The following is a 23,058-nucleotide window of genomic DNA, read 5'->3' as shown; positions in this document are numbered from 1 at the left end:
GGTGGGCCGCAAGTGTACGTTCGCGCCGGGCGGTGGGCCGCAAGTCTACGTTCGCGCCCGGCGGTGGGCCGCAAGTGTACGTTCGCGCCTGGGGAGCGCAAAGGGAGAGCCGGGCAACCATGTGGCTGCCCGGCTCTCCGGTGGTTCCCGTGCAGGAATGTCCTGCCGCGGGCGGTTTAGTTGAAGTGCGGTTTAGTAGAAGTGGACTGTATCCACGAGATGGGGGAGTTCGCCGCCGTCCAGGAACGTCCTGAGGTTGCTGCAGAAGCGCTCCGCGATCAGGCGGTTCTCGGCCTCGCTCAGGGCCGAGGTGTGCGGAGAGACCATGACGCGCGGATGGCTCCACAGCGGGCTGTTCAGGGGGAGCGGCTCGACGGCGAAAACGTCCAGGCAGGCGTAGGCCACCTGTCCGTTTTCCAGTGCCTCGAGCAGCGCGTCTTCGTCCACGACAGTTCCGCGGCCCACATTCACGAAGACCGTCCCGGGCTTCATGGCCGCGAAGATCTCGCGGTTGAAAAGTTTCTCCGTGTAAGGCGTTCCCGGAAGGGTGTTCACCACAGCGTCCGCCGAGGCGAGCAGCCCGGCCAGTCCGTTGTTGTCCGCCACTTCCTCGATGCCGTCGATCGGCTCCACGGAACGCTTGGTGCCGCTGACCTTCATGCCGAGTGCGCGGGCGATCCGGGCGGTTTCCAGCCCGATCTCCCCAAGCCCGGTGACCACCAGCGAGGAGCCGTTGACCAGCTTGGTGGGTGTCCGCAGCTCCGGCCACACCTTGGCCGCCTGGTCCTGGGCGAGCTCCGCGGTCCGTTTGAAACCGTTGAGGATGCCCAGTGCCGCAAACTCCGCGAGGGGCAGGGCGTGCACTCCTGCCGACGTGGTCACCTTGAACTTGTTCAGGGTTTCCGCATCGAGCCCGGAGGCCTTGACTGCACCGCCGGCGCCCGCCGCCATGGCGTGGATCCATTGCAGGCGAGGGTTTTCTTTCGCGATCCGCGCCAGGCCCGCGGGGCTTTCGTTCGGGAAGCCGTAAAGCACGTCGGCCTCGCCCAGCATGTCCCAGTAGCGCTCCTCCTGCTCAGGTGTGCGTTTGAAGCCGGGGTCGCCGGCGTGGTCTGCCGGGAACCGTTCGGGCGGCAGCAGGTCGGGCTCGTAAAGAACGGTCACGGAGGGATCTACGGCGCGGATGCGTTCCACGAACTCGGCTTCGAGCGGGACGGCTATCGCGACGGTGGTTTCAGTCGTCATGCTGTTCATCATACTGAATGGGGGCTAGAATACTGAACAGATTGCTCGTGATTGACCAGCATTGACCACAACGGAGTGAGGTTTCCTGCAGATGAATGTACAGAGAGCAGGCTTTGTGGGCCTGGGCCTGATGGGGGCGCCGATGGCGGCGAGCCTGGTCCGGAGGGGGTGGGCGGTAACGGCATGGAACAGGTCGCCTGCCGCGCTGGAGGACTTGCGCCGGCTAGGCGGTTCCACTGCAGACACTGTGCAGCAACTCCGGGACGAGCCGGTGATCGTCTTCATGCTCCCTGACCTTGCCTACATTGAGGACGCGGCGTCCGGACTGCTCGCGAGCTGGCGGACGTCACCGCCGGCGGCCGGCACCGCAGTGGTAGTGATGAGCAGCGTTTCCCCCACAGGGGTCCAGGATTTCGGGCGCAGGGTACAGGCGGCCAGTTCAGGCAATGCCGTGGTGCTGGACGCGCCGGTCAGCGGCGGAACGACTGGCGCCATCGAGGGCACTCTGGCCATCATGGCCGGCGCTGACCACGACGCCGACTTCCGCCGGCTGCTTCCGCTCTTCGAGGCCATGGGTACCACCGTGCGGCTCCTGGGACCGCTCGGTGCCGGATCGCTGGCCAAGGCGTGCAATCAGCTGGTGGTCGGAACAACGACGGCGGCGCTCGCCGAAGCGGCCGAGCTCGCCGAGCGCTCGGGCGTCGATGTCGCGGCCCTCTATGAGGTCCTGTCCGGCGGTCTCGCCGGAAGCCGCGTCCTCGACCAGGTCGGCCCCCGGATTGCCCGGAAGGACTACACGCCCACCGGCCCGGCAAAGTTCATGCACAAGGACCTGTCCTTCGTCGTGGAGTCGGCCGACGCCGCCGGGTCCGCCGTTCCGATGGCGCGGGCCGGCGTCGAACTTTATGCCGAACTGAAGCGCCAGGGGCTGGGGGACCAGGACCTGGCCGTCGTCCGGCAAACCATCTCAAACCTCAGCAGCACGGGCGCCGGAAGCGCCTCGGAAGGGATCCAATCATGACGTCACTTTTTGATTTGACCGGGCGGGTTGCGTTGGTGACTGGTTCGAGTCGGGGGATTGGTAATGCGTTGGCGCGGGCGTTGGCTGATGCGGGTGCGACGGTGGTGCTTAATGGTGTGAATGCTGAGCGGCTGAAGGCTGCGGAGGCTGTGATGGCGGCCGGGTATGCGCCGGGGCGGGTGCATGGTGTGGCGTTTGATGTCACGGATGATGCGGCGGCCGCGGCGGGTGTGGCGTGGGTGGAGGAGCATGTGGGCCCGTTGGAGGTTCTGGTGAATAATGCCGGGATCCAGCACCGGGTGCCGATGCTGGATTTGGATGTGAAGGACTGGGAGCGGGTGATTTCCACGGATTTGACCAGCGCGTTCCTGGTGGGGCGGGAGGCGGCCCGGCACATGATCCCGCGGGGGCGGGGGAAGATCATTAACATCTGTTCGGTGCAGACGGACCTGGCCCGGCCCACGATCGCGCCGTATGTTGCGGCGAAGGGCGGGTTGCGGAACCTGACCCGGGCGATGACGGCTGAGTGGGCGGGGTCGGGGCTGCAGATCAACGGGATCGCGCCGGGGTATATCCATACCGAGATGACGCAGAACCTGGTTGATGATGAGCAGTTCAATGCCTGGATTCTGGGCCGGACCCCGGCGGCGCGGTGGGGCACGGTGCAGGATCTGGCGGGCCCGGCGGTGTGGCTGGCCTCGTCCGGGTCTGATTTCGTGAACGGGCAGACGATCTTTATCGACGGCGGAATGACGGTGGTGGTCTGATGACACAGGCAGCAGAAACTTCTTTGCCGGTCTCGGGTCCGGCGGTGGTGGCGCACGGTAAGGGGGACCTGCGGGTCGAGGATATTGCCCTGCGGGCGCCGGGGCCGGATGAGGCGGTGGTGGAGGTGCTGTACGGGGGGATTTGCGGGTCGGACCTGCATTACTGGCTGCACGGTGCGGCGGGCGAGTCGGTCCTGAAGGCCCCGCTGGTCCTCGGCCATGAGATTTCCGGGCGGGTGGTCCGGGCTGCGGGGGACGGGACCGGCCCGGCGGCGGGGACGCCGGTGGCGGTGCACCCGGCCACCCCCGGGCCCGGAGACGGGACGGTGAAGTACCCGGCGGGGCGGCCGAATCTGTCGCCGGGGTGCACGTATCTGGGGTCCGCGGCGAGGTTCCCGCACACGGACGGGGCGTTCAGCCGGTACGTGAACGTCCCGGTGCGGATGCTCCGGGCCCTGCCTGACACCCTGGATGTGCGGACCGCGGCGCTGATCGAACCCGCGTCGGTGGCCTGGCACGCCGTTGCCCGGGCCGGGGACGTGGCCGGCAAAACCGCCCTGGTCATCGGGTCCGGTCCGATCGGGGCGTTGGCGGTCGCTGTTCTCAAACGTGCCGGCGCGGCCCGGATCGTCGCGGTGGACATGCACGCCAAACCGTTGGAGATCGCCGCGGCGGTGGGCGCGGACGAGGTCCTGAACGCGACCGACGCGGAGGCGATCGCCGCGGTCCAGGCCGACGTCGTGATCGAGTCCTCCGGGAACCACCACGGCCTGGCCTCCGCGATCCAGGGCGCGGCCCGGGGCGGGACCGTGGTCATGGTCGGGCTGCTGCCCACCGGGGCCCAGCCGGTCCTGATCTCCCTGGCCATCACCCGGGAACTGGACCTCAAAGGCTCGTTCCGGTTCAACGATGAAATCGACGAGGTCATCACCGCCCTGACCGACGGAACCTTGCACATCGGCCCGGTCATCACCCACGACTACCCCGTTACCGACGCCCTCGAAGCCTTTGACATCGCCCGCAACTCCGCCCAATCCGGCAAAGTCCTCCTCAACTTCACCGGCTAAACAGAGCTAGGCCGACTGCGGGCGCCGCTGCAGCGGAACGAAAACCCTCGGCTGCTCCACCCAGACGGGTTCCATCTCCGAGATGGTGCGGCGCATGATCCTGCTCGACGCCTCGCGGGCCTCCGACGCGTTGCCACCAAAGATGGCTTCAGCCACATCGAGGTGCCACTGCAGCGTGAGGTCGCGGGGGCGGTCGGGCATGAGGCCGTGCACGGTGCGGCCGGTCAGGGTTTCGGCCACCTGGCCCACGAGGTTGGCAAACATCTCATTGCCGGAGCCGCTGAGCAGCAGGGAATGGAACTGGATATCGAGCTCCAGGAAGCGCGGCACGTCGCCGGCCTTGCCGGCCTCGCGCATCGCCAGGGCCACGTCGAGCAGCTCCTGCCGAAGTTCCTGCGGTGCATTGACCGCCGCGAGTTCGGCGGCCACAGGCTCGACGGCGGAGCGGAGTTCCGCCAGGGAACGCAGCTGGGCGCCGCGCCCCTCCCCGGCCAGCCGCCACCGGATGACGAGCGGATCGAACGGATTCCAGCGGTGCGCCGGCAGGACCTTGATGCCGACGCGCTTAGTGGTTTCGACCAGGCCAAGCGACTGCAGCACACGGACGGCCTCCCGGATCACAGACCGGGATACCTGCAGTTCGTCCTCCAGCTGCTCCGCCAGCATCACGTGCCCTGGCGGGAGGCTGCCGTCGACGATTCTGGTACCCAGGTGCTCGACGGCACGGTGGTGGAGGCTGGTTGACATAGTGGTAAGCATAATCGGGCGGGGAGGCTTTGGTGCCCAGCAACCAGGGCAGTCTGGACGGCGCCGTGGGGACACGCCATAAACTCTTTAAGGCGCGGTTTGCGTCCAAGGAGTGGTCACCCGCTTTCGCCCTCGACCGCGAATATATATGCTTTATTCACGATCTGCTTTTCTGACGGGTGCTCCGCAGGACATGCGGGACCCAACGCACACACGTTGCACAGACTGAATGGGAGTTTTTGATGTCAGCACACATCGGTGTCACCGGCCTTGCGGTGATGGGCGCCAACCTGGCCCGCAACCTTGCCCGGAACGGCTTTACGGTTGCCCTGCACAACCGCTCGGTCGGCAAAACCGACGCCCTGCTCGAAAAGCACGGCCACGAGGGTGACTTCGTCAGGACCGAGTCCCTTGAGGAACTGGTTAACTCCCTCGAAAAGCCGCGCCGCGTCCTGATCATGGTCAAGGCCGGCAAGCCGGTTGACTCCGTTATTGAGCAGCTCGAACCGCTGCTGGAGGCCGGCGACATCATCATCGACGCCGGCAACTCGCACTACGAGGACACCCGCCGCCGCGAAGCCGCGCTGGCCAAGAAGGACCTGCACTTCGTGGGCGTCGGTGTCTCCGGCGGCGAAGAGGGCGCCCTCAACGGCCCGTCCATCATGCCCGGCGGCTCCAAGGAATCCTACGAAGCCCTTGGCCCGCTGCTCGAAAAGATCTCCGCCAAGGTCGACGGCGAGCCCTGCTGTGCTTGGGTCGGCACCGACGGCGCAGGCCACTTCGTCAAGATGGTCCACAACGGCATCGAGTACGCCGACATGCAGGTCATCGGCGAAGCCTTCGATCTGCTGCGCTCCGGTGCCGGGATCGAGCCGGCAGAGCAGTCCAAGATCTTCACCGAGTGGAACAAGGGCGAGCTGTCCTCCTTCCTGATCGAAATCTCCGCCGAGGTCCTGGGCCACGTTGACGCCAAGACCGGCAAGCCGTTCGTCGACGTCGTGGTGGACGCAGCGGGCCAGAAGGGAACGGGACGCTGGACGGTCATCTCTGCACTGGAGCTTGGCTCGCCGGTTTCCGGCATTGCCGAGTCCGTCTTCGCCCGTGCACTGTCCTCCCAGGCCGACCAGCGGAAGCTGGGCCAGGAGCTGCTCGCAGGCGAGGAAGCCGCCGTCGAAATCCCCGAGACCTTCGTTGAGGACGTCCGCCAGGCGCTCTACGCCTCCAAGCTCGTTTCCTACGCCCAGGGCCTGGACATGCTGACTTCGGCAGCCAAGGAATACAACTGGGACCTGAAGCTGGACGAGATCGCCTCGCTGTGGCGCGCCGGCTGCATCATCCGCGCCGAACTTCTCAAGGACATCACCAAGGCCTACGCTGCGGACGAGAAGCCTGCCAACCTGCTGTTCGCCCCGGCCTTCACCAAGGCCATCGCTGACGCGCTTCCGGCCTGGCGCCGCGTTGTGGCCACCGCCGTCCAGCTGGGCATCCCGGTACCGGTGTTCTCATCCTCCCTGGCGTACTACGACGGCCTGCGCCGCAAGCGCGTGGCCGCTGCCCTGATCCAGGGCCAGCGCGACCTCTTCGGTGCGCACACCTACGGCCGCGTCGACGCCGAGGGCACGTTCCACACCCTCTGGGGCGAGGACAAGTCCGAAATCGAGGCAGTGGACACCCACTAGCTTCTGCGCCACACCGGCTTTGACAGTAACGGCCGGCGCTTGCCCGATAGTCTGGGGAGCGCCGGCCGTTGCCGTTTAACGGAATCGGCCTTGCGTGCCGGCTGTCCGCCGTTGCCGTGTCCAAGGAGTGCAGCACATGTCCCAGCCAGTTGCGATTGTCACCGGTGCGTCCACCGGCATCGGGTTCGAAGCCGCCCGGAAGCTCAGCGAACACGGGTTCACCGTGTACGCCGGGGCCCGGCGGGTCGAAAAGATGGAACCGCTGAAGGCCGGCGGAGTCAACGTCCTGGCCCTGGACGTGACCGACGAGGAGTCCATGGCAGCAGCTGTCGCGGCCATCCTGGAAACCCACGGCAGGATTGACGTCCTGGTCAACAATGCTGGCTACGGCTCCTACGGATCGCTTGAGGAAGTGGAGCTGGCCGAGGGCAGGCGGCAGTTCGAAGTCAATGTCTTCAGCCTGGCACGCATGACCCAGCTGGTGCTTCCCGCCATGCGTGCCGCAGCGCAGGGGAGGATCATCAACGTGTCCTCCATCGGCGGCAAGATGTACGAGCCCCTCGGTGCCTGGTACCACGCCACGAAGTTCGCGGTGGAAGGTCTAAGCGACTCGCTGCGGCTGGAGCTCAAACCGCACGGCATCACGGTGTCGATCATCGAACCGGCGGGGACACAGACGGAATGGGGCGGTATCTCGGGAGAGAGCCTGCTGGCAACATCCGGGCACGGACCGTACGGGGAGCAGGCGAAAATCGTCGCCGGGGCGCTGGCATCCACTTCAACTTCAACCATGGCGACGCATCCGGGTGTGATCGCCGATGCCATTGTTCACGCCGCGACGGCGCCGCGACCGAAAACCCGCTACCCGGCCGGCAAGGGTGCCCGCGCTATCCTGACGTTGCGCAGGCTCCTGCCCGACACCGCGTTCGACGTTGTGCTGTGGACGATCTACAAGCGGTTTGCCCGCTAGATCCGGTATTCGATGTAATACTCTGCCGGGTCCACGGCGGGCTTGGTCTCCCGCTGCGCGTCGCGGTGCCGCCAGCTCGCCGGGATGCCCGTGACAATGGACTCCGGCGGTGCGTCCTTGACGACGACGGCGTTCGCCCCCACGGCGCTGTCGTTGCCGATGAGGATCGGACCCAGGATTTTGGCGCCCGCGCCGATCGTCACCCGGTCCCCGATGGTCGGGTGGCGCTTGACCTTCGCGAGGGAGCGGCCGCCGAGCGTGACGCCATGGTAAATCATGACGTCCTCACCGATCTCGGCCGTTTCGCCGATGACCACACCCATGCCGTGATCGATGAAAAAGCGGCGTCCGATGGTGGCGCCGGGATGGATCTCGATGCCGGTCAGGAACCTGGTGAGCTGCGAGATCAGCCGTGCCGGAAACCGCGTGGACGGGTTCTGCCACAGCTTGTGCGTCAGACGGTGCGCCCAGATGGCGTGCAGCCCTGAGTACGCGAAAAAGTTCTCAAAAGAACCTCGAGCCGCCGGGTCGTGGGACCGGGCGGCGTCGAGGTCTTCCTTAAGTCTTGCGAAGAAACCCACAAAGATCTTTCTACAGGAAACGGAAAGCAGCTGGCTAAGGTCTAGCCGCGGATGTCGTCATAGAGCACGGTGGAGATGTAACGCTCACCGAAGTCGCAGACCACCGCGACGATCAGCTTGCCGGCGTTCTCCGGGCGCTTTGCCAGTTCCAGGGCGCCCCAGACGATGGCGCCGGAGGAGATGCCGCCCAGGATGCCTTCCTTGACGCCGAGCTCGCGGGCGACGGCCACGGAGTCTTCCAGGGTGGCGTCCAGGACCTCGTCGTAAACGTTGGTGTCCAGGAGTTCGGGGATGAAGTTGGCGCCGAGGCCCTGGATCTTGTGCGGGCCGGGTGCTCCACCGTTGAGGATGGGGGAGTCCTTGGGTTCCACGGCAACGATCTGGACGTCCGGGTTGCGCTCCTTCAGGACCTGGCCGACGCCCGTGATGGTGCCGCCGGTGCCGATGCCGGAGACAAAGATGTCAACCTTGCCGTCGGTGTCGGCCCAGACCTCCTCAGCGGTGGTCTTGCGGTGGATCTCCGGGTTGGCTTCGTTGGCGAACTGCTGTGCCCAGATGGAGTTCTCGGTGTTGGCCACGATTTCCTGGGCCTTTTCCACGGCACCGCGCATGCCTTCGGAGCCCGGGGTCAGCACAATCTCGGCACCGAAGGCGCGGAGCATGACGCGGCGTTCGGTGGACATGGTTTCCGGCATGGTCAGGATGACCTTGTAGCCGCGGGCTGCGCCCACCATGGCCAGCGCGATGCCGGTGTTGCCCGAGGTGCCTTCGACGATGGTTCCGCCGGGCTTCAGCGCGCCCGACTTCTCCGCAGCGTCGATGATGGCGACGCCGATACGGTCCTTGACGCTGTTGGCCGGGTTGTAGAACTCAAGCTTGACCGCAACGGTGGCGTCAAGGCCTTCAGTCAGGCGGTTGAGCTTGACCAGCGGGGTGCCGCCCACCAGCTGTGTTACATCGTCGTAGATCCGTGCCATGTGTACTTTCGCCTATCTCTCAGGAGGGAATACTTTGGTCAGCCTAACGATGGGGTCAGCGCCCCTGCTAAGCATTAAGCCATGCAGAGTAATATTTCCGCGCCTTGGCCAGCTTCGGGTTAATAATGACCTGGCAATACCCCTGCTCCGGGAACTTGGCGTAGTAGTTCTGGTGAATGTTCTCCGCCGGATAGAACACAGGGAGCCGGCTGACCTCTGTCACAATCGGCCGGGACCACAGGGCCTGGTTCCGTTCGATCGCCTCCTCGAAGAGGATTTTCTCCTCGGTGGTCTCATAGAACATTGACGAGCGGTACTGCGTTCCGACGTCGTACCCCTGGCGGTTGAGCGTGGTGGGGTCGTGCAGGGCGAAGAACATGTCCAGGATGACCTCGGCCGGGATGACATCCTCATCGAAGGTCACAGCAACCACCTCGGCGTGCCCGGTGGTGCCGGAACAGACAGAGTAGTAGTCCGGGTGGCGTTCATGGCCGCCGGTGTATCCCGAAACCACCGACGAGACGCCCATCGTTTTCTGGTAGACGGCGTCCAGGCACCAGAAGCAACCCCCGCCAAGCACAAAAGTTTTCATGTCCTCTTCAATGGTTCGCACGCGCCAATGATTCCCCCAGCCCACCCTAGGGTCATATGCCGCTCAGAGGCCAGAGCCGACTGTAGGGTAAAAGTATGAGTATGGAACCTGTGAACAGTGACGTTGCAGCGGAACCGGAAGAAGCTCCCGACGCCGCCGGGTCACCCGCCGTTGCAACGCTGGGGCAACTCATGCTGGCCGTGGAGGAGCTCTGGCCGGAGTCCCTTGCAGAGGCATGGGACGAGGTGGGGCTCGTGGCCGGCCATCCGTCAGCTGAAGTCACGCGCGTCATGTTCGCCGTGGATCCCACACTAGAGGTCATTGACGAGGCCATCGAATGGGGCGCGGAACTGCTCATCACGCATCACCCGCTGCTGCTCAAAGGCGTCACCTCGGTGGCCGCCAACACACCCAAGGGCCGGGCGGTCCACCGCCTGATCGAGTCCGGCACGGCACTGCTGACGGTCCATACCAACGGAGACTCAGCGGTGGGCGGCGTTTCCGACGTCCTTGCCGACGCCCTGGGACTGGAGAACGTGGCGCCACTGACCCCGGCAGCCGACGGCCTTCCGGAGGAAGGCATCGGGCGCGTTGGGGACCTTAACGAGTCCATGACGCTGGGCGATTTCGCCGCGCGGGTCTTCGGCATCCTTCCCTCGGTGGCCGGCGGCGTGCGCGTCTCCGGGGACAAGGACGGTCTGGTGCAGCGGGTTGCCGTGTGCGGCGGGGCCGGGGATTCCCTCTTCGACGAGGTCAGGGCCAGCAACGCGGACCTGTACATCACCGCCGACCTGCGCCACCACCCGGCCTCCGAAGCCAGGGAGGCGGCGGTGAACGGCCGCCCCTACCTCATCGATGTCTCGCACTTTGCCAGTGAATGGCTGTGGCTCCCGGCTGCCGCCGAGGCGCTGGGCAACGTGCTCGCGGACCAGGGCCTCGACGTCGAAATCAAGGTCAGCACCACCAACAGCGACCCGTGGGACTTCATACTGACTCCCGGCTAAGCCTGGCGCGCGAAGTCCATGGCAGGGCCCATGCCGGCGAGGGGCCCGCACCGAGCGCAGCGAGGTTTGGGAGCCGGTGGGGATGCGTAGCGAGGCTGGGGAGCGCGTTAGGCGCTAGAGTCTAGAAGACCCCACAGGGGTGCCGGCCAAGGGCCGGATGGGATCAAGCGGAGGTAAAACGTGGCCAAGGCAGCACCGGCGGAACAATTGAAGTTGCTCGAGCTCCAGGGCCTCGATGCCCGGCTGAAGTCACTGTCGAACCGCCGCCGCAGTCTTGAAACCGATCCGCGGATCACCGACCTCGAAGCGGCCCTGAGTGTTGCCAACGGGGAACTGGGCGCCGCGAAACTCGCCGTCCACGATGCCGAAGCCGAACTGAAGCGGGCCGAGGCGGATGTGGAGCAGGTGGCAACCCGGATCGAACGGGACGAGGCCAGGCTCAACAGCGGCACCGGTCTCTCCAAGGATCTCGTTGCCCTGCAGAAGGACATCGCCTCGCTGAACAAGCGGCGCTCGGACCTGGAGGACGTCGAACTGGAGGTCCTGGAGCGGCTGGATGTCCTGCGCGAACGGCAGGCGGCCCAGCAGAGCATCGTGGACGATATCCAGGGCTCGTTCGGCGGGATCCGGGCCGAACTCGACGAGCAGTTGGCGGAGGTCAACGCTGAGGAGACCGTACTTCGCGGCCAAAGAGCAGAGTTCGCCGCAGGGCTGGACGCCGGAGTGCTGGCTGTTTACGAAAAGACGCTGGCCCGGCGCGGCGTGGGCGCGGCGCGGCTCTTCCACGGAACGTCGGAAGGCTCGGGCATGCAGCTGAGCCCCGGCGACCTGGCCGAGATCAAGGCCGCCGCCGAGGATGACATCGTGTTCTGCCCGGACTCCGGCTGCATCCTGGTGCGCTCCGCCGAGTGGGTCTGACGCAACTAACTTGCAGTTGATGCCGTTCTGGGCTCTCAAAACGGCATTGACTGCCGGCCAGTTGGGTCAGCCCGGCAGGACGATGTTGAGGGCGTGGGCCTTGCGCGCCGTGCCCGGAACGAGTTCGGCCTGCCACTTCTCGGCTGCCACCTTCCGCAGCTGCTCCGGCGTCGCCGGGGCTTTGCCGCGCCGCGTCAGCAGGTGCCGGGCCAGCTCGCCCCGGGTGTGCTTGGCAAAGTGGCTGACCACCTTGCGCGCGCCGTTCACCTCCGTGAATACATTGACCGTCACGGTGTCGGCCGGCGGGGGAGTCCAGGCGGCCGCGTAGGTGCTGGACCGGCAATCGACCAGGAGCTCGCCGCCGGCAATTTCGCCGAGGGCGTCGGTCAGCTGCGGTTTCCAGAACGAGGCAAGGCGTCCGACGTCGGGCAGTGCTGTTGACATGGACAGCCGGTAGGCGGGCACTGAGTCTGCGAACCGGATGGCGCCCCACAGTGCGGAGATGACCAGCACCGACTCATCCGCCCGGCGCCGCTGCGCCGGCGTCATCGACTTGTAGCCGAGGGCGTCGTACAGCACGCCGGAGTACACCTGGTGCGCCGGCGCCGCCGGTTCGGCGTGGAGCCGTGTGTTGCGTTCGACGTCGTCCTTGAGCGAGGCTCCGACGCCCAGCAGGGCGAGGGCATCCTCATGTGCGCTGACTGTCCCCAGCGCATCGAGCACCTTCGCCCGGTAGGTATTCAGCACAGGGAAACTCAACGAAGCCCAGTCCATGGCGTCTCCACGGACGGCCGGAGTCTTGCCTTCGGATGGGGGGAGGAGAATCAGCACCGTACGATCTTACCGGTCGGGTGCGGGATCAGCTGAAGGGCGGGATCGATTGACGGCGGGGGCTCAGCCCAGGGAACGGCCCAGGAAGTCCAGCACGTCCGGCAGGACGGACCGCCAGTACAAGGCGTCGTGGCCGCCGGGCTGAAAACCGCCCTCTACCCTGCCGGGAAGTCCCGAACGGTACTTGTGCACCGTAGGGGCAAGATTGTCCTCACTGCCGCAGTCGATCCTCTTGGGAATCGCCGCAAGTCTCGGCCGGAGCGCAAAAACGTCGTTCGCCCTGAAATCGGCCGGGCCGTCGAAGGCGCCCTCCATGCCCTCTTCGTAGCTGGACCAGACGGCCGGGCTCATGGCCGCAACGGCGCGAACTCCGGACACCCTGCCCCGGGATGCCAGGAGGAGCGCGCCGAACCCGCCCATCGACGTGCCGAAGATGCCGACCTTTCCGAGGTCAAGCCCCTGGTCGCCCAGGAACGGCAGGAACTCCTGCACCAGCATCGACTGCGTGTCGCTGCCGTCGGCGCGGGCATGCCACCAGGAATCGCCGCCGTCCACGGCGGCGACCGCAAAGGACGGGCCGCCGTCGTCCAGGTGGCGCTGCAGGGCCCGGTCCGCCGCGAGGTCGCCCAACAGAACCTCACTGCTGCCGCCCAGCCCGTGCAGGAACACAGCCACCGGCAGCAGCTGGCCCGCCTCGTCCGGAAGCGGCACGGCCAAGGACCAGTGCGTGGTGACCGACGGACGGAAGCGGGAGACAAATGCCCCTGTCCGGGTCGACACCGTGGAAGGCGGCGATGGGGGAGCCGGCGGAACGGCCGCCGTCGTTGCTCCCGGCGAAGTAGGTGTTCCGGCCGAATCGGGCAGGGAACTGGACGTCGCGGGGCCGGGAACCGGTGGCGGCGGCGCCGTGCAGGCGGATGCCGAGGTCAGACCGGCAGCGACACCTGCCAAATGCAGCAAGCGTCGCCGTGTGAAGGACGGCTGGTCCATTTCCCGATTTTAGACCCCGCGCCGGGCGCGTGTCCGGGTCCGCGCGAATGCCCGTAAACTGGACTGCGGATGGGTTGACCAGGCGGCCGCGCGCCACGCAAGTGGCTCGAGGAACGTCCGGGCTCCACAGGGCAGGGTGGTGGGTAACGCCCACTCGGGGTAACCCGCAGGCCAGTGCCACAGAAAACAGACCGCCTGCGTCGCGCCGGTTTGAAAGCGGCACGAAGCAGGTAAGGGTGAAACGGTGGTGTAAGAGACCACCAGCTTCCCGGGTGACCGGGAAGGCTAGGTAAACCCCACCCGGAGCAAGGCCAGACAGGACACGTTTGAGGGCTGCCCGCCCGAGTGTCCGGGTAGGCCGCTGGAGGGCGCCGGCAACGGCGCTCGTAGATGGATGGCCGCTACTCCCGCGCCGGCAACAGCGCGGGAGCACAGAACCCGGCGTATCGGTCAACCCATCCACTCAAAGCCGGCAGCAGGTTGGCCCGTCATGCTGCGTCCTGGCCGGCGACTCCGTGAGCGGGACAGTCCGGGTTGGTGGGGCGGGGATGCTGCGGACTGTACCGCCAGGGTGCACACGTGCATCCGGGTGTCCGATTGGTTGGGCGCTGCCATGCACTCCCGGCTCCAAGGGCGACCATTTCATACATCATTTGGCCTTTCTTTCGCAGACGGCATATTTACGAGTGCATCGCCGTCAGGGCCGTCAGCTTATGGCCCCCCGAAGGCGTGCGGATAGTGGTTGCCGGCATTGCGTCGATAACAATCCGGCATCCCGGGCGACAGGCATCACACCCGGTGTGAGTGATTTCACGGGCTCCGGGGCAAGAGAAGGCCCCGGGCGCGCCTAGAATGGATGGTGAACGTAGAAGTTCTACCGCCGGATCTGCGTTCGCAGCCGGCGGTTTTTCTTTGCACGGTCAACGGCATCCGGGGTGGACCGAAACCCTGCCGGTGCCAGCTTGCCCTGGATAACTTCCAGTGGCCGCCATCCGGTGTACGAGGACGTAGCCGGTTGAACCAAGGAAGGTAGTTCTGTGAGCCAGACGTCAGATTCTTGTCTTGATACGTGGATGGGCCGTGAGGCGCTCGCCGAGGCCATGATCCCGGTTATCGGCCGGCTGTACCGTGAAAACAACGTGGTTACCTCCATCCACGGACGCAGCCTGATCAACAAGTCCACCATGAACATCCTGAAGGCGCACCGCTTTGCGCGCCGGATGAGCAAGGATGAGCTGCTCCTTGAGGAGACGGCACCGCTGCTGAACACGCTGGCGCAGCTGGACCTGGGTGCCGCTGCCATCGACATCGCCCGCCTGAACCAGAAGTTCAAGTCCGACGGCGGCGATCTGACTCTGGAGGAATTCCTCCGCGCCGAGCTGGCTGAGGTAGTGGGCAAGCGCGGCGCCGACGACCGCACCAGCACCGACGTCGTGCTCTACGGCTTCGGCCGCATCGGCCGCCTGCTGGCCCGCCTGCTCATCGAAAAGGCAGGCGGCGGCCACGGCCTGCGCCTGCGCGCCATCGTGGTCCGGCGCGGCTCCGACAACGACCTGGCCAAGCGCGCCAGCCTGCTGCGCCGCGACTCCGTGCACGGTTCCTTTGAAGGAACCATCAAGGTGGACACCGACGCCAACACCATCACGGCCAACGGCGTCCAGGTCCAGGTCATCTACTCGGACAACCCGGCAACGATCGACTACACCGCCTACGGCATCAAGGACGCCCTCGTGGTGGACAACACCGGCCGCTGGCGCGACGCCGAGGGTCTCGGCCAGCACCTGCTGAGCAAGGGCGTGTCGCGGGTGCTCCTGACCGCGCCGGGCAAGGGTGACCTGAAGAACATCGTGCACGGCATCAACCACCGCGACATCACGGACGCGGACCGGATCGTGACGGCCGCCTCCTGCACCACCAATGCCATCACACCGGTCCTGAAGGCCCTCAACGACAAGTACGGCGTGATCCACGGCCACGTGGAGACCGTTCACTCGTTCACGAACGACCAGAACCTGATCGACAACTTCCACAAGGGCGACCGCCGCGGACGCTCCGCCGCCCTGAACATGGTGATCACCGAAACCGGCGCCGCCAAGGCCGTGGCCAAGGCTCTCCCGGAACTGCAGGGCAAGCTCACCGGCAGCTCCATCCGCGTCCCCACCCCGGACGTGTCCCTGGCTGTCCTGAACCTCAGCCTGGAACACGGCACCACCAAGGACGAGGTCAACAACTACCTGCGCGAGATGTCGCTGCACTCTGAGCTGCGCAAGCAGATCGACTACATCGACTCCCCGGAGGTCGTCTCCACCGACTTCGTCGGTTCCCGCCGTGCCGGCATCGTGGACGGCCTCGCCACCATCGCCAACGACAAGAACCTGGTCGTCTACGTCTGGTACGACAACGAGTTCGGCTACAGCTGCCAGGTGGTCCGCGTCATGGAGGAAATGGCAGGGGTGAACCCGCCGACCTTCCCGGCCAAGGATTCCGCAAAGGACGCTGCCCCGGTCCTGGCCGTGGCAGCCCCGGTCTAACCGAAGCGTTCCGTCAGCCCCGCCGGCACACCTGTGCCGGCGGGGCTGACCCGTTCCCGGGAACTTCCCGGGCAATTCTCTGGAATCAGCCGGTAAACGGGCACAAACTTGTGTCATGGAACAGAACCCGACACTCCAGCATGAGACAACCCTGGAACATGCCCTCGAAGTTGCCAAGGCCAACCAGAAAGAAGCCCAACGGCTTCTGGACCAGGCCCGCACTTCACATGCGGCAGGGGAGATCGGCGATGACAGGGTGGCCCAGCTGGAGCGGCTGCTTGATCTCGCCAACACCGATCTTCATCGGGTCATGCGCGAGCAGTAGGCCACCCGCCCTCCACAGGGCACCTGTCCTCCACACTGTGGATACCCGCACAGCGCCGGCCGGTTTCGCCTAGGCTCCTGGATGTGTACCCGCATCCTGACCCGGAGCCCTGGCGCCCCGAGGCGTGTCTGTGAGCATCAGCTGGGCCGGCTACCGGCGCGCCCGCCGTAAATCCCGGCAGGCGTGGGCGGTGCTCGGTGTCGCCGCGGCAGCGGTGGTCGCCGCCACTGTGTGGTTTTTTTCGGCAGGCCAGTTCATCGCCGCCGAGCCCGCCGTGTCCGGGCCCAGCGAGGTTCCGGTATTCGATGCCGCCTGGATGAAGCCCGTGACGCCCCCGTACCCGGTGCCGCGGGGCAGCGCGGCCGCTGCGCTGGGAGCCCTGGCGGTGAAGGGCAGGGCATCCGGCAGCGACTACGACCGGTCCGCCTTCGGCCAGGCCTGGCAGGACGCCGACCACAACGGCTGCGACACCCGCAACGACATCCTGCGCCGGGACCTTCACGATGTTGCGTTCACCAAGGGATCAAAGTGCAAGGTTGCCGCCGGCACCATGCATGAGCCGTACGTGGGGCTGGTGGTCAGGTTCGTCCGCGGGGCAGATTCCAGCAAGGACGTGCAGATCGACCACGTCGTCGCGCTGGGCGACGCCTGGCAGAAGGGGGCCCAGCAACTGACGCCGCAGCAGCGGCAGAACCTCGCCAACGATCCGCTCAACCTCATCGCCGCGGACGGTGACGCCAACCAGGAGAAAAGCGCGTCTGACGCCGCCACCTGGCTGCCGAAGAACAAGGCACTCCGGTGCCACTATGTGGCGCGGCAGATCTCGGTGAAGGCAGCGTACGGCCTCTGGGTCACGCAGCCGGAAAAGGACGCCATGGCCCGCGTGCTGGCTTCATGCCCGCAGCAGCAGACGGTGGTGCCCGGGTAGGGCCCCAGCGGCAGGAAGAGCGCCGGTATCAGTGGCCGAACGGGTCCGGGTCCACGCCCGGCATCCAGGTCAGGCCCGGGACGCCCCAGCCGCTCTTCTTGGCCTGCTTCATCGCCTTGCGGGCATACCTGTCGATGAGCCGGTTGACGTACAGCTTGCCGTCCAGATGGTCGTATTCGTGCTGGATGATGCGGGCAAACCAGCCGGTCGCCTCGAAATCCACTGGCTTTCCGTGCCCGTCAAAGCCCTGCACGCGTACCCATTCGGCACGCTTGAGCGGATACTGCCCACCGGGGAAGGAGAGGCAGCCCTCCACCTCCTCGTCCGGATCCGGCAGCGCCCCGGAGACCTTGGAGAGGGTCAGCACAGGATTCACCACGACGCCGGCCGGGGGAGCGCCGTCCTCGTTCTCGAACTTGTACACGAAGATCCGCTTGCCCACGCCGATCTGCGGCGCGGCCAGTCCCACGCCGTTCGCCATGTCGTTCGTTTCGAACATGTCGGCAATCAGCTGGCGGAGCCCGTCGTCGAACTCCTCCACTTCAGCAGCCCGGCGGTGCAGCACCGGCTCACCCCAGATGGTGATGGGCAGAACGGTCATGTCAGGGAATTTCCTTCGGCGCTTTGCCGGGGCGAGCCGGCAGGGGGTGGAAACCAACAAAGGCCGCACCGGATAACCGGTACGGCCTTTGTTGCTGGCCGGCAATAAACTGCCGTCCTCGGTGCGGGTGAGCGACGGGGGTTGAACCCGCGACCTCCTGGACCACAACCAGGCGCTCTGCCAACTGAGCTACGCCCACCATGTGCCCTGCGGACCGTCCGGTTTCCCGGCCTTCCGAAAAGGCAACGACATATAGCTTACCTGCTGTTGGGGGATGCTTTTGCCACTTTTGGCTGTTTCGGCAAAATTTTCCTCAAACGTGGCGCAGATTACTTTCCGGGCTGCTCCGCTGCTTACTTTCCGGGCTGCTCCGCAGCGGTCGGCGTCAGGCCTTCCGCTGCCGGCTGGCCGACCGCGGAGGGCGACGACGAGATGCGCTGGGAGATCTTCTGGGCCGTGGCGCTGTCCGGTCCCGGTGCGGGCACGAAGACGGCGTCGCGGTAGTACCGGAGTTCGTCGATGGAATCCTTGATGTCCCCGAGGGCGCGGTGGCCGCCGAGCTTCGCCGGCGCCTGGAAGTAGGCGCGCGCATACCAGCGCCGGGACAATTCCTTGATGGTGCTGACGTCGATGATGCGGTAGTGCAGGTGCTCCACCACCGAGGGCATGTCCCTGGCGAGGAAGACCCGGTCCGTTCCCACCGAGTTGCCGGCGAGGGGCGCCTTGCGGGGGTCGGGGACCCACTTGCGGATGTAGTCCAGCACCAGGGTCTCCGCCTCTGCCATTGTTTTGCCGGCCGGAAGCTCGGTCAGCAGGCCTGACCGGGTGTGCATGTCCCGGACGAAGTCGTTCATTTGCGCGAGGGCGGCGTCGTCCGGCTTGATCACCACGTCCACCCCGTCGCCGAGGATGTTGAGTTCGGAGTCGGTCACCAGGGCCGCGACCTCGATCAGGGCGTCGTTGACGCTGTCGAGGCCGGTCATTTCGCAGTCGATCCAGACGATGCGTTCGTTAGTAATAGGCACCTGTTCAGCCTACCGTTCAGCCGCGTGCAAGCCTTGGAGAGGCGCTCCGGTGCTAACATTTCGGGTACGTGGCAACGCCACCTTGCGCCGCCGTGTCCCCGGCGACGCCCATTTTGGCTGGCCGCTCAGCTTGGTTGCAGATGGGGCAGCACGCCCACATGAGATATGCCTAAAGAGATAGGCGCAGAAGAGATTGGACGATCCTGAGATGACGGCGCCTGTGCCTGCGATAGGGGAAACGGCCACCGGCGCTTCCACGGACCCGGCCGGCCCGGAAGTGGACAACCCGCGCTCCCCGATCCTCTCCGGCTTCATCGGTTCCATGTTTCTGCTCGTCGGCTCCCTCGGCGTCGGGTGGCTGGCGCCCGTCTCGGAGCTGCGGCGGATGCCGCTGTTCATCTGGATGCGCACCGAGGCGTTCGGCGTCGGGCTGTCCATTGTGCTGCTTGCGGTGGGCGGCATGCTGCTGGTCCGGGCATGGCTCAGGCTTGGCCAGCACATCCACGTGTGGGGCCGGGAGGCCCGCAAAGCCACCCTGCAGGCCGTCGTCGCGTGGGGCCTTCCCATGATGTTCACCGTCCCGCTGTTCAGCCGGGACGTCTACGCGTACATCGGCCAGGGCCGGCTGATGGTGGAGGGCTTCAACCCGTACGAGAACGGCATTTCGGCGCTGTCCAACTACTTCCAGCTGGGCGCGGACAAGATGTGGACCGAGGCTCCGGTTCCCTACGGCCAGGTGTTTTTGTGGATCGAGCAGTTCGTGGTCTGGTCCACCAATGTCCACCCGGAAGCCAGCATCATGCTGTTCCGCCTGGCCGCGCTGGCGGGTGTGGTGCTCTGCATCGTCTACGTCCCCAAGCTTGCCGAACTGCACGGGGTCAACCCGCACCGTGCCCTGTGGCTGACGGCGGCGAATCCGCTCTTCCTGACCAACTTCATCGCCAGCGTCCACAACGATTCGCTCATGATCGGGCTCGCACTCGCCGGCCTGTACTACTGCGCCACGCGGCGGGTCATTTTCGGCATTGTCCTCGTGACGGCCTCCATCGCGGTGAAACCGATCACCGTGGTGTTCCTTCCGTTCATCGGCCTGCTGTGGGCCGGCAAGGGGGCCAGCTGGCCCCGGAAGTTCGTGTTCTGGGGCCTGACGGCCGGAATCAGCCTTGCCCTGCTCTACGCAATGAGCCTGGTCAACGGCTTCGGGTTCGGCTGGATCAACGGCCTCTCGGCGCCCGGCAGCGTCTGGATCTGGTACGCCCCCGTGGGGCTGCTCGGCCTGGTGGTCGCATCCATCGCCAACGCGTTCAGCCTGGACGGCTGGGGGCTGGCCAAATGGGTGTACGACGCCGGCAAGCTCCTTGCCGTGGGCATCGTCGCCTGGCAGATTTTCCGCGGTGAACATGACCGCCTCATGCGCCGCCTGACGCTCGCCTTCGCGGCTGTTGTGGTGCTGGCGCCCATGATCCAGTCCTGGTACGTGGTGTGGCTGATTCCGCTGTTCGCCGTCACAGGCATCCGTGACGACTGGCAGGTCAAGGCCCTGTACTTCATCGTTTCGTTCTTCATGGTCTATGCCATCTCGGACCAGCTGGAAGTCTTCCCCTACCTGCAGACCGACGACCTGGGCCTCGCCCTGGCGCTGGCCCGCAACGCAGCCGCGATCATCGCCCTGCTGTTTGCGCTGTACCTGATCTTCCTGGACCGCAGCACCAAGCTGCTCTTCAGCAAGGCGGACCAGCCTGTCACGGTACGCCCCGTCATCTGACCTGCTGGTTTTTCAGGGCTTCCCTGCGTGAGAGCGGGCTGAGCGACGGCCCGTTCCGTGCCACAAATTCCAGGACCCATTCCGGGTCGGTTTTGGCGTACTCACGCAGCGCCCACCCGATGGCCTTGCGGATAAAGAATTCCCTGTCGGCCATGTTCGCCTCGATGACGGCGGTGAGCAGGCCGGTGTCCGTCTGCCCTTTGGCTCCCAGTTGGGCCGTAATCGACGCCCGCCGGATCCAGAAGTCCCCATCGACGCTCCATTGGAGCAGTACGCTGGTAAGTTCCTCCCGGTGGGCCTTGAGCAGTGCGCCGATCCGGTGGGCCACGCCGTCCACATAGTCCCAGGATGAGCCCGTTCGGATGATCTCCTCATACACCGGAAGCATCAGCGGGTCTCCGGCCACGCTCCGCAGCCCGGTCAGGTCGATCGCAGCGTAGCGTTCCTCGCGGTAGCGGGCGTCCCGCCACAGGGCAATCACCGTTGACCTCAGGTCGTCGGCGGTTTCAAAGGGATGGGCGGCGGCCACGGCCTTGGCCGTTCTGCGCGTCCGGCACGCGGACGCCAAGGGATGGTGTTGCGGACTTCATGTAGGCCTGTGCCGCGGCGCCGCGGACGGGATCTGCCGCCGCCCGCAGTTCGGAGCGAATCAACGCCAGGACCGCTTCGTTTGCCATGCTGCCGTCCGCGTCATCCCACCTGCAGGCGCACAACGGCGCGCCCCGGTACAGCGTCGCTGACCACGTCAAACCCGGCGGCCAGGAACAGCCCGAGTGTGCCCTGGTAAAGGTCCGCCGGTCCGGCCTTCGGCCGTTGCGCAGGATCCACCGGATACCCCTCCACGACGGCGGCACCGTTGGCACGCGCGTGGTCGACGGCGGCAGCGAGCAGGGCGGCGGCCACGCCGCTGCGCCGGTGGCCGGGTGCGACGACGAAACAGCTCACCGACCACACGCTCCCGGCGCCGCTGTCATCTTCTGTGACTGCCGCGCCGGCAGCCTTGAACACCTGGGAACGGAGGATCCGCGGGTAGCACCCGCGCGGCTCCACGGCGCACCAGCCGACGGCGGAACCACTCCGGTACGCCAGGACCCCCGGTGCCGGCCCGCCGCCGTCGAACTTGTCTTTCAGCTGTGCCTTGCGGTCAGTCGGAGGCGTGGCAGCGAAGCCGGCCCCCGGCAGGGCAAAGAAGCGGCACCAGCAGCGTGAGGGCTCACCGCGGACGCCGAACAGTTGCTCCACAGCCGGCCACTCGGCGGCCGCGGTGGTGATACCGCCTACTGCCTCCTGTGCAGGCTCTGTCATGGCCGCCTTTCCATGCTGGGGGACTGTCCGGCTGCGGGCCTGTCTTGGCTGAACTTATGTGGCCGGTTCGCCGGCCGGCTCGGTACTCCGGCGGAGCGTCACTTCGCCGGTGACCCCGACGGTGGCGGCGGCCGTCGGGCCGGAACCCGCGACGGGCACTGCCAGCCTGCCGATCTCCTCCAGGGGCAGGCGGACAGTGGAGAGGGCGGGCCGGAAGTCGCGCAGGGTTTCGATGTCGTCAAACCCGGCGATGGCAGCGTCCCGAGGGATCCGCAGCCCCTTGGAACGCAGCGCTGCGGTGGCCCCGATCGCCATGACGTCGTTGACGGCGAAGATACAGAGCCGGGGGTATCCGGCGTCAGGACCGGCCCCTCGGCTGCCGCCAGGCGGGCCGATGCGGGCTGTGAGTTCCAGGCCCGCCTCGTATCCGCCTGTGCGGTCGAATCCGGTGTGCAGGACGTCCGCCGGTGGCAGCCCGGCGTCCGCCAGACCGCGCTGGAAGCCGCGTACCCGGTCGTCGGAGGTCAGGAGCCCTTCCGGACCGGCAATGATCACGAACTCCCCGGCGTGCGAGGCGGCCAGTTCCCGGGCGAGTGCGGCCGCGAGATCCTCGTTGGGAACCTCAACCACGTGATAGCCCTCGTCGGATTCGGCGCCCACCACGGCGTGGCCCACCACGCCCACCCGGCCGCCGTTGCGGCAGTAGCGGTCGAGCTCGGCGGCCAGTTCGGCGTTGCCTTGCCTGTCGGCCGCCCGTGCAGACCGCGACCCGGCGATCACTATCGAGTCGGCCCGGCGCGCGGCAAACGCTGCCACTGCCGCCCGCTCGTCGGCGGGGCTTCCCGCCGTGGTGGCCAGCAGCACCATCTTGTTCTGGTGCCGGGCGGCGGTCTGGACGCCGCGGGCGATGGCCGAGAAGTAGGGGTCGGCAATGTCGTGCACGATGAGCCCGATGAGGCCGGAGCTTGACTTGGCGAGGCCCTGGGCCTGGGCGTTGGGGATGTACCCCAGGGAGTCCGCGGCCTTCCGGACGCGCTCCGCGATGTCCGGCCCGGGGGTCCTGGCCGAACCGTTCAGGACCCGGCTGGCGGTGGCAGGGGAGACTCCGGCCAGGCGGGCTACTTCGGTCAGCGTGCTTGCAGCCACAGGCGCAACTCCTCTTCAACAGGCCCCAGCCTCGGGAAACTCG

General features: G+C 66.4%; 23 protein-coding genes, 1 tRNA gene, 1 other RNA gene and 1 pseudogene. 13 read left to right on the top strand and 13 right to left on the bottom strand.

The window, feature by feature from the left end; genetic code table 11:
• Positions 1-192: 192 nt before the first annotated feature.
• Positions 193-1,257 (bottom strand): D-2-hydroxyacid dehydrogenase, encoded by a 1,065-nt coding sequence (locus ABRP34_RS04895; protein ID WP_353712455.1) that lies wholly within the window; start codon positions 1,255-1,257, stop codon positions 193-195.
• A 79-nt stretch (positions 1,258-1,336) separates the two neighbouring features.
• Here ABRP34_RS04895 and ABRP34_RS04890 point away from each other — a divergent pair, with 79 nt between their 5' ends.
• From ABRP34_RS04890 to ABRP34_RS04880, 3 genes are read left to right on the top strand one after another with little or no spacing between them, the layout of a single operon-like run.
• Positions 1,337-2,266, top strand: coding sequence for an NAD(P)-dependent oxidoreductase (locus ABRP34_RS04890; RefSeq protein ID WP_353712454.1), 930 nt, complete (start codon positions 1,337-1,339; stop codon positions 2,264-2,266).
• Positions 2,263-3,033, top strand: a complete 771-nt coding sequence (locus ABRP34_RS04885) for an SDR family oxidoreductase (protein ID WP_043417527.1) — start codon at positions 2,263-2,265, stop codon at positions 3,031-3,033. The genes ABRP34_RS04890 and ABRP34_RS04885 overlap by 4 nt, the downstream gene beginning before the upstream one ends.
• On the top strand, positions 3,033-4,100 hold the full coding sequence (locus ABRP34_RS04880; protein WP_353712453.1) for an L-idonate 5-dehydrogenase: 1,068 nt from the start codon (positions 3,033-3,035) through the stop codon (positions 4,098-4,100). The genes ABRP34_RS04885 and ABRP34_RS04880 overlap by 1 nt, the downstream gene beginning before the upstream one ends.
• A gap of 6 nt (positions 4,101-4,106) precedes the next feature.
• Here the strand turns inward: ABRP34_RS04880 and ABRP34_RS04875 are convergent, their stop codons facing one another.
• On the bottom strand, positions 4,107-4,847 hold the full coding sequence (locus ABRP34_RS04875) for an FCD domain-containing protein (RefSeq protein WP_043419145.1): 741 nt from the start codon (positions 4,845-4,847) through the stop codon (positions 4,107-4,109).
• A gap of 242 nt (positions 4,848-5,089) precedes the next feature.
• On the opposite strand from ABRP34_RS04875, the gene gndA reads away from it, so the two are divergent.
• Both gndA and ABRP34_RS04865 read left to right on the top strand, forming a co-directional pair.
• Positions 5,090-6,526, top strand: a complete 1,437-nt coding sequence (gene gndA / locus ABRP34_RS04870; protein ID WP_307103432.1) for an NADP-dependent phosphogluconate dehydrogenase — start codon at positions 5,090-5,092, stop codon at positions 6,524-6,526.
• Positions 6,527-6,662: 136 nt separating this feature from the next.
• Positions 6,663-7,496, top strand: coding sequence for an oxidoreductase (locus ABRP34_RS04865; protein WP_353712452.1), 834 nt, complete (start codon positions 6,663-6,665; stop codon positions 7,494-7,496).
• On the opposite strand, the gene epsC is transcribed toward ABRP34_RS04865, so the two are convergent.
• The 3 genes from epsC to msrA form a co-directional block, all read right to left on the bottom strand.
• Positions 7,493-8,077 carry a serine O-acetyltransferase EpsC gene (epsC, locus tag ABRP34_RS04860; protein WP_003803332.1) on the bottom strand — a complete coding sequence of 195 codons (585 nt, stop codon included), beginning with the start codon at positions 8,075-8,077 and terminating at the stop codon, positions 7,493-7,495. The genes ABRP34_RS04865 and epsC overlap by 4 nt on opposite strands.
• A 41-nt stretch (positions 8,078-8,118) precedes the next feature.
• Positions 8,119-9,054: a cysteine synthase A gene (gene cysK / locus ABRP34_RS04855; RefSeq protein WP_003803333.1), complete on the bottom strand. Its 936-nt coding sequence runs from the start codon at positions 9,052-9,054 to the stop codon at positions 8,119-8,121.
• 67 nt (positions 9,055-9,121) lie between these two features.
• Entirely contained in the window at positions 9,122-9,646 is a 525-nt protein-coding gene (gene msrA / locus ABRP34_RS04850) for a peptide-methionine (S)-S-oxide reductase MsrA (protein WP_003803334.1), read from the bottom strand.
• A 101-nt stretch (positions 9,647-9,747) separates the two neighbouring features.
• Between msrA and ABRP34_RS04845 the strand changes: the two genes are divergently transcribed.
• Both ABRP34_RS04845 and ABRP34_RS04840 read left to right on the top strand, forming a co-directional pair.
• Positions 9,748-10,650: a Nif3-like dinuclear metal center hexameric protein gene (locus ABRP34_RS04845; RefSeq protein WP_353713309.1), complete on the top strand. Its 903-nt coding sequence runs from the start codon at positions 9,748-9,750 to the stop codon at positions 10,648-10,650.
• Between the two features lie 180 nt (positions 10,651-10,830).
• Entirely contained in the window at positions 10,831-11,568 is a 738-nt protein-coding gene (locus ABRP34_RS04840; RefSeq protein ID WP_353712451.1) for a C4-type zinc ribbon domain-containing protein, read from the top strand.
• A 66-nt stretch (positions 11,569-11,634) separates the two neighbouring features.
• Here the strand turns inward: ABRP34_RS04840 and ABRP34_RS04835 are convergent, their stop codons facing one another.
• A complete protein-coding gene (locus tag ABRP34_RS04835) occupies positions 11,635-12,399 on the bottom strand; it encodes a peroxide stress protein YaaA (RefSeq protein ID WP_353712450.1) in 765 nt (254 codons plus the stop codon).
• A gap of 63 nt (positions 12,400-12,462) precedes the next feature.
• A complete protein-coding gene (locus ABRP34_RS04830) occupies positions 12,463-13,110 on the bottom strand; it encodes an alpha/beta fold hydrolase (RefSeq protein ID WP_003803339.1) in 648 nt (215 codons plus the stop codon).
• A gap of 16 nt (positions 13,111-13,126) precedes the next feature.
• Between ABRP34_RS04830 and ABRP34_RS04825 the strand changes: the two genes are divergently transcribed.
• The 5 genes from ABRP34_RS04825 to ABRP34_RS04805 all read left to right on the top strand — a co-directional run bounded on the left by ABRP34_RS04825 (position 13,127) and on the right by ABRP34_RS04805 (position 17,173).
• A complete protein-coding gene (locus ABRP34_RS04825) occupies positions 13,127-13,402 on the top strand; it encodes a hypothetical protein (RefSeq protein WP_003803340.1) in 276 nt (91 codons plus the stop codon).
• A gap of 57 nt (positions 13,403-13,459) precedes the next feature.
• Positions 13,460-13,851, top strand: an RNA gene (gene rnpB, locus ABRP34_RS04820) — RNase P RNA component class A.
• A 611-nt stretch (positions 13,852-14,462) separates the two neighbouring features.
• Positions 14,463-15,920: a glyceraldehyde-3-phosphate dehydrogenase gene (locus ABRP34_RS04815; RefSeq protein WP_003803341.1), complete on the top strand. Its 1,458-nt coding sequence runs from the start codon at positions 14,463-14,465 to the stop codon at positions 15,918-15,920.
• Between the two features lie 115 nt (positions 15,921-16,035).
• A complete protein-coding gene (locus ABRP34_RS04810) occupies positions 16,036-16,245 on the top strand; it encodes a TolC family protein (protein ID WP_043419152.1) in 210 nt (69 codons plus the stop codon).
• Between the two features lie 130 nt (positions 16,246-16,375).
• Complete coding sequence (locus ABRP34_RS04805) at positions 16,376-17,173, top strand: HNH endonuclease family protein (RefSeq protein ID WP_353712449.1); 798 nt, start codon at positions 16,376-16,378, stop codon at positions 17,171-17,173.
• Between the two features lie 28 nt (positions 17,174-17,201).
• Here the strand turns inward: ABRP34_RS04805 and def are convergent, their stop codons facing one another.
• The 3 genes from def to orn all read right to left on the bottom strand — a co-directional run bounded on the left by def (position 17,202) and on the right by orn (position 18,757).
• On the bottom strand, positions 17,202-17,774 hold the full coding sequence (def, locus tag ABRP34_RS04800) for a peptide deformylase (protein ID WP_003803345.1): 573 nt from the start codon (positions 17,772-17,774) through the stop codon (positions 17,202-17,204).
• Between the two features lie 126 nt (positions 17,775-17,900).
• Positions 17,901-17,973 (bottom strand) — tRNA-His (locus tag ABRP34_RS04795).
• A 154-nt stretch (positions 17,974-18,127) separates the two neighbouring features.
• Positions 18,128-18,757: an oligoribonuclease gene (gene orn / locus ABRP34_RS04790; protein ID WP_050934364.1), complete on the bottom strand. Its 630-nt coding sequence runs from the start codon at positions 18,755-18,757 to the stop codon at positions 18,128-18,130.
• A gap of 250 nt (positions 18,758-19,007) precedes the next feature.
• On the opposite strand from orn, the gene mptB reads away from it, so the two are divergent.
• A complete protein-coding gene (gene mptB, locus ABRP34_RS04785; RefSeq protein ID WP_353712448.1) occupies positions 19,008-20,564 on the top strand; it encodes a polyprenol phosphomannose-dependent alpha 1,6 mannosyltransferase MptB in 1,557 nt (518 codons plus the stop codon).
• Here mptB and ABRP34_RS04780 read toward each other — a convergent pair.
• The 3 genes and pseudogenes from ABRP34_RS04780 to ABRP34_RS04770 all read right to left on the bottom strand — a co-directional run bounded on the left by ABRP34_RS04780 (position 20,557) and on the right by ABRP34_RS04770 (position 23,015).
• A pseudogene (locus ABRP34_RS04780) lies at positions 20,557-21,241 on the bottom strand (DNA alkylation repair protein). The gene mptB and the pseudogene ABRP34_RS04780 overlap by 8 nt on opposite strands.
• 13 nt (positions 21,242-21,254) lie before the next feature.
• Positions 21,255-21,869 (bottom strand): GNAT family N-acetyltransferase, encoded by a 615-nt coding sequence (locus ABRP34_RS04775; RefSeq protein ID WP_353712447.1) that lies wholly within the window; start codon positions 21,867-21,869, stop codon positions 21,255-21,257.
• Between the two features lie 54 nt (positions 21,870-21,923).
• A complete protein-coding gene (locus tag ABRP34_RS04770; RefSeq protein ID WP_353712446.1) occupies positions 21,924-23,015 on the bottom strand; it encodes a LacI family DNA-binding transcriptional regulator in 1,092 nt (363 codons plus the stop codon).
• Between the last annotated feature and the right edge of the window lie 43 nt (positions 23,016-23,058).

Origin of the sequence: Arthrobacter sp. K5 (genome assembly GCF_040448525.1) — a bacterium.
Classification (GTDB): Bacteria; Actinomycetota; Actinomycetes; order Actinomycetales; family Micrococcaceae; genus Arthrobacter; species Arthrobacter globiformis.
The sequence above is the reverse complement of the archived record's forward strand: the minus strand, read 5'-3'. Positions and strand labels throughout refer to the sequence as shown.

Coding starts and splice junctions, on each gene's coding strand:
- ABRP34_RS04895 (WP_353712455.1), bottom strand. CDS start 1,257: ATGATGAACAGCATGACGACTGAAACCACCGTCGCGATAGCCGTCCCG.
- ABRP34_RS04890 (WP_353712454.1), top strand. CDS start 1,337: ATGAATGTACAGAGAGCAGGCTTTGTGGGCCTGGGCCTGATGGGGGCG.
- ABRP34_RS04885 (WP_043417527.1), top strand. CDS start 2,263: ATGACGTCACTTTTTGATTTGACCGGGCGGGTTGCGTTGGTGACTGGT.
- ABRP34_RS04880 (WP_353712453.1), top strand. CDS start 3,033: ATGACACAGGCAGCAGAAACTTCTTTGCCGGTCTCGGGTCCGGCGGTG.
- ABRP34_RS04875 (WP_043419145.1), bottom strand. CDS start 4,847: ATGTCAACCAGCCTCCACCACCGTGCCGTCGAGCACCTGGGTACCAGA.
- gndA (WP_307103432.1), top strand. CDS start 5,090: ATGTCAGCACACATCGGTGTCACCGGCCTTGCGGTGATGGGCGCCAAC.
- ABRP34_RS04865 (WP_353712452.1), top strand. CDS start 6,663: ATGTCCCAGCCAGTTGCGATTGTCACCGGTGCGTCCACCGGCATCGGG.
- cysK (WP_003803333.1), bottom strand. CDS start 9,054: ATGGCACGGATCTACGACGATGTAACACAGCTGGTGGGCGGCACCCCG.
- msrA (WP_003803334.1), bottom strand. CDS start 9,646: ATGAAAACTTTTGTGCTTGGCGGGGGTTGCTTCTGGTGCCTGGACGCC.
- ABRP34_RS04845 (WP_353713309.1), top strand. CDS start 9,748: ATGGAACCTGTGAACAGTGACGTTGCAGCGGAACCGGAAGAAGCTCCC.
- ABRP34_RS04815 (WP_003803341.1), top strand. CDS start 14,463: ATGGGCCGTGAGGCGCTCGCCGAGGCCATGATCCCGGTTATCGGCCGG.
- ABRP34_RS04810 (WP_043419152.1), top strand. CDS start 16,036: ATGGAACAGAACCCGACACTCCAGCATGAGACAACCCTGGAACATGCC.
- def (WP_003803345.1), bottom strand. CDS start 17,774: ATGACCGTTCTGCCCATCACCATCTGGGGTGAGCCGGTGCTGCACCGC.
- orn (WP_050934364.1), bottom strand. CDS start 18,757: ATGACCGGCCTCGACAGCGTCAACGACGCCCTGATCGAGGTCGCGGCC.
- mptB (WP_353712448.1), top strand. CDS start 19,008: ATGACGGCGCCTGTGCCTGCGATAGGGGAAACGGCCACCGGCGCTTCC.
- ABRP34_RS04775 (WP_353712447.1), bottom strand. CDS start 21,869: ATGACAGAGCCTGCACAGGAGGCAGTAGGCGGTATCACCACCGCGGCC.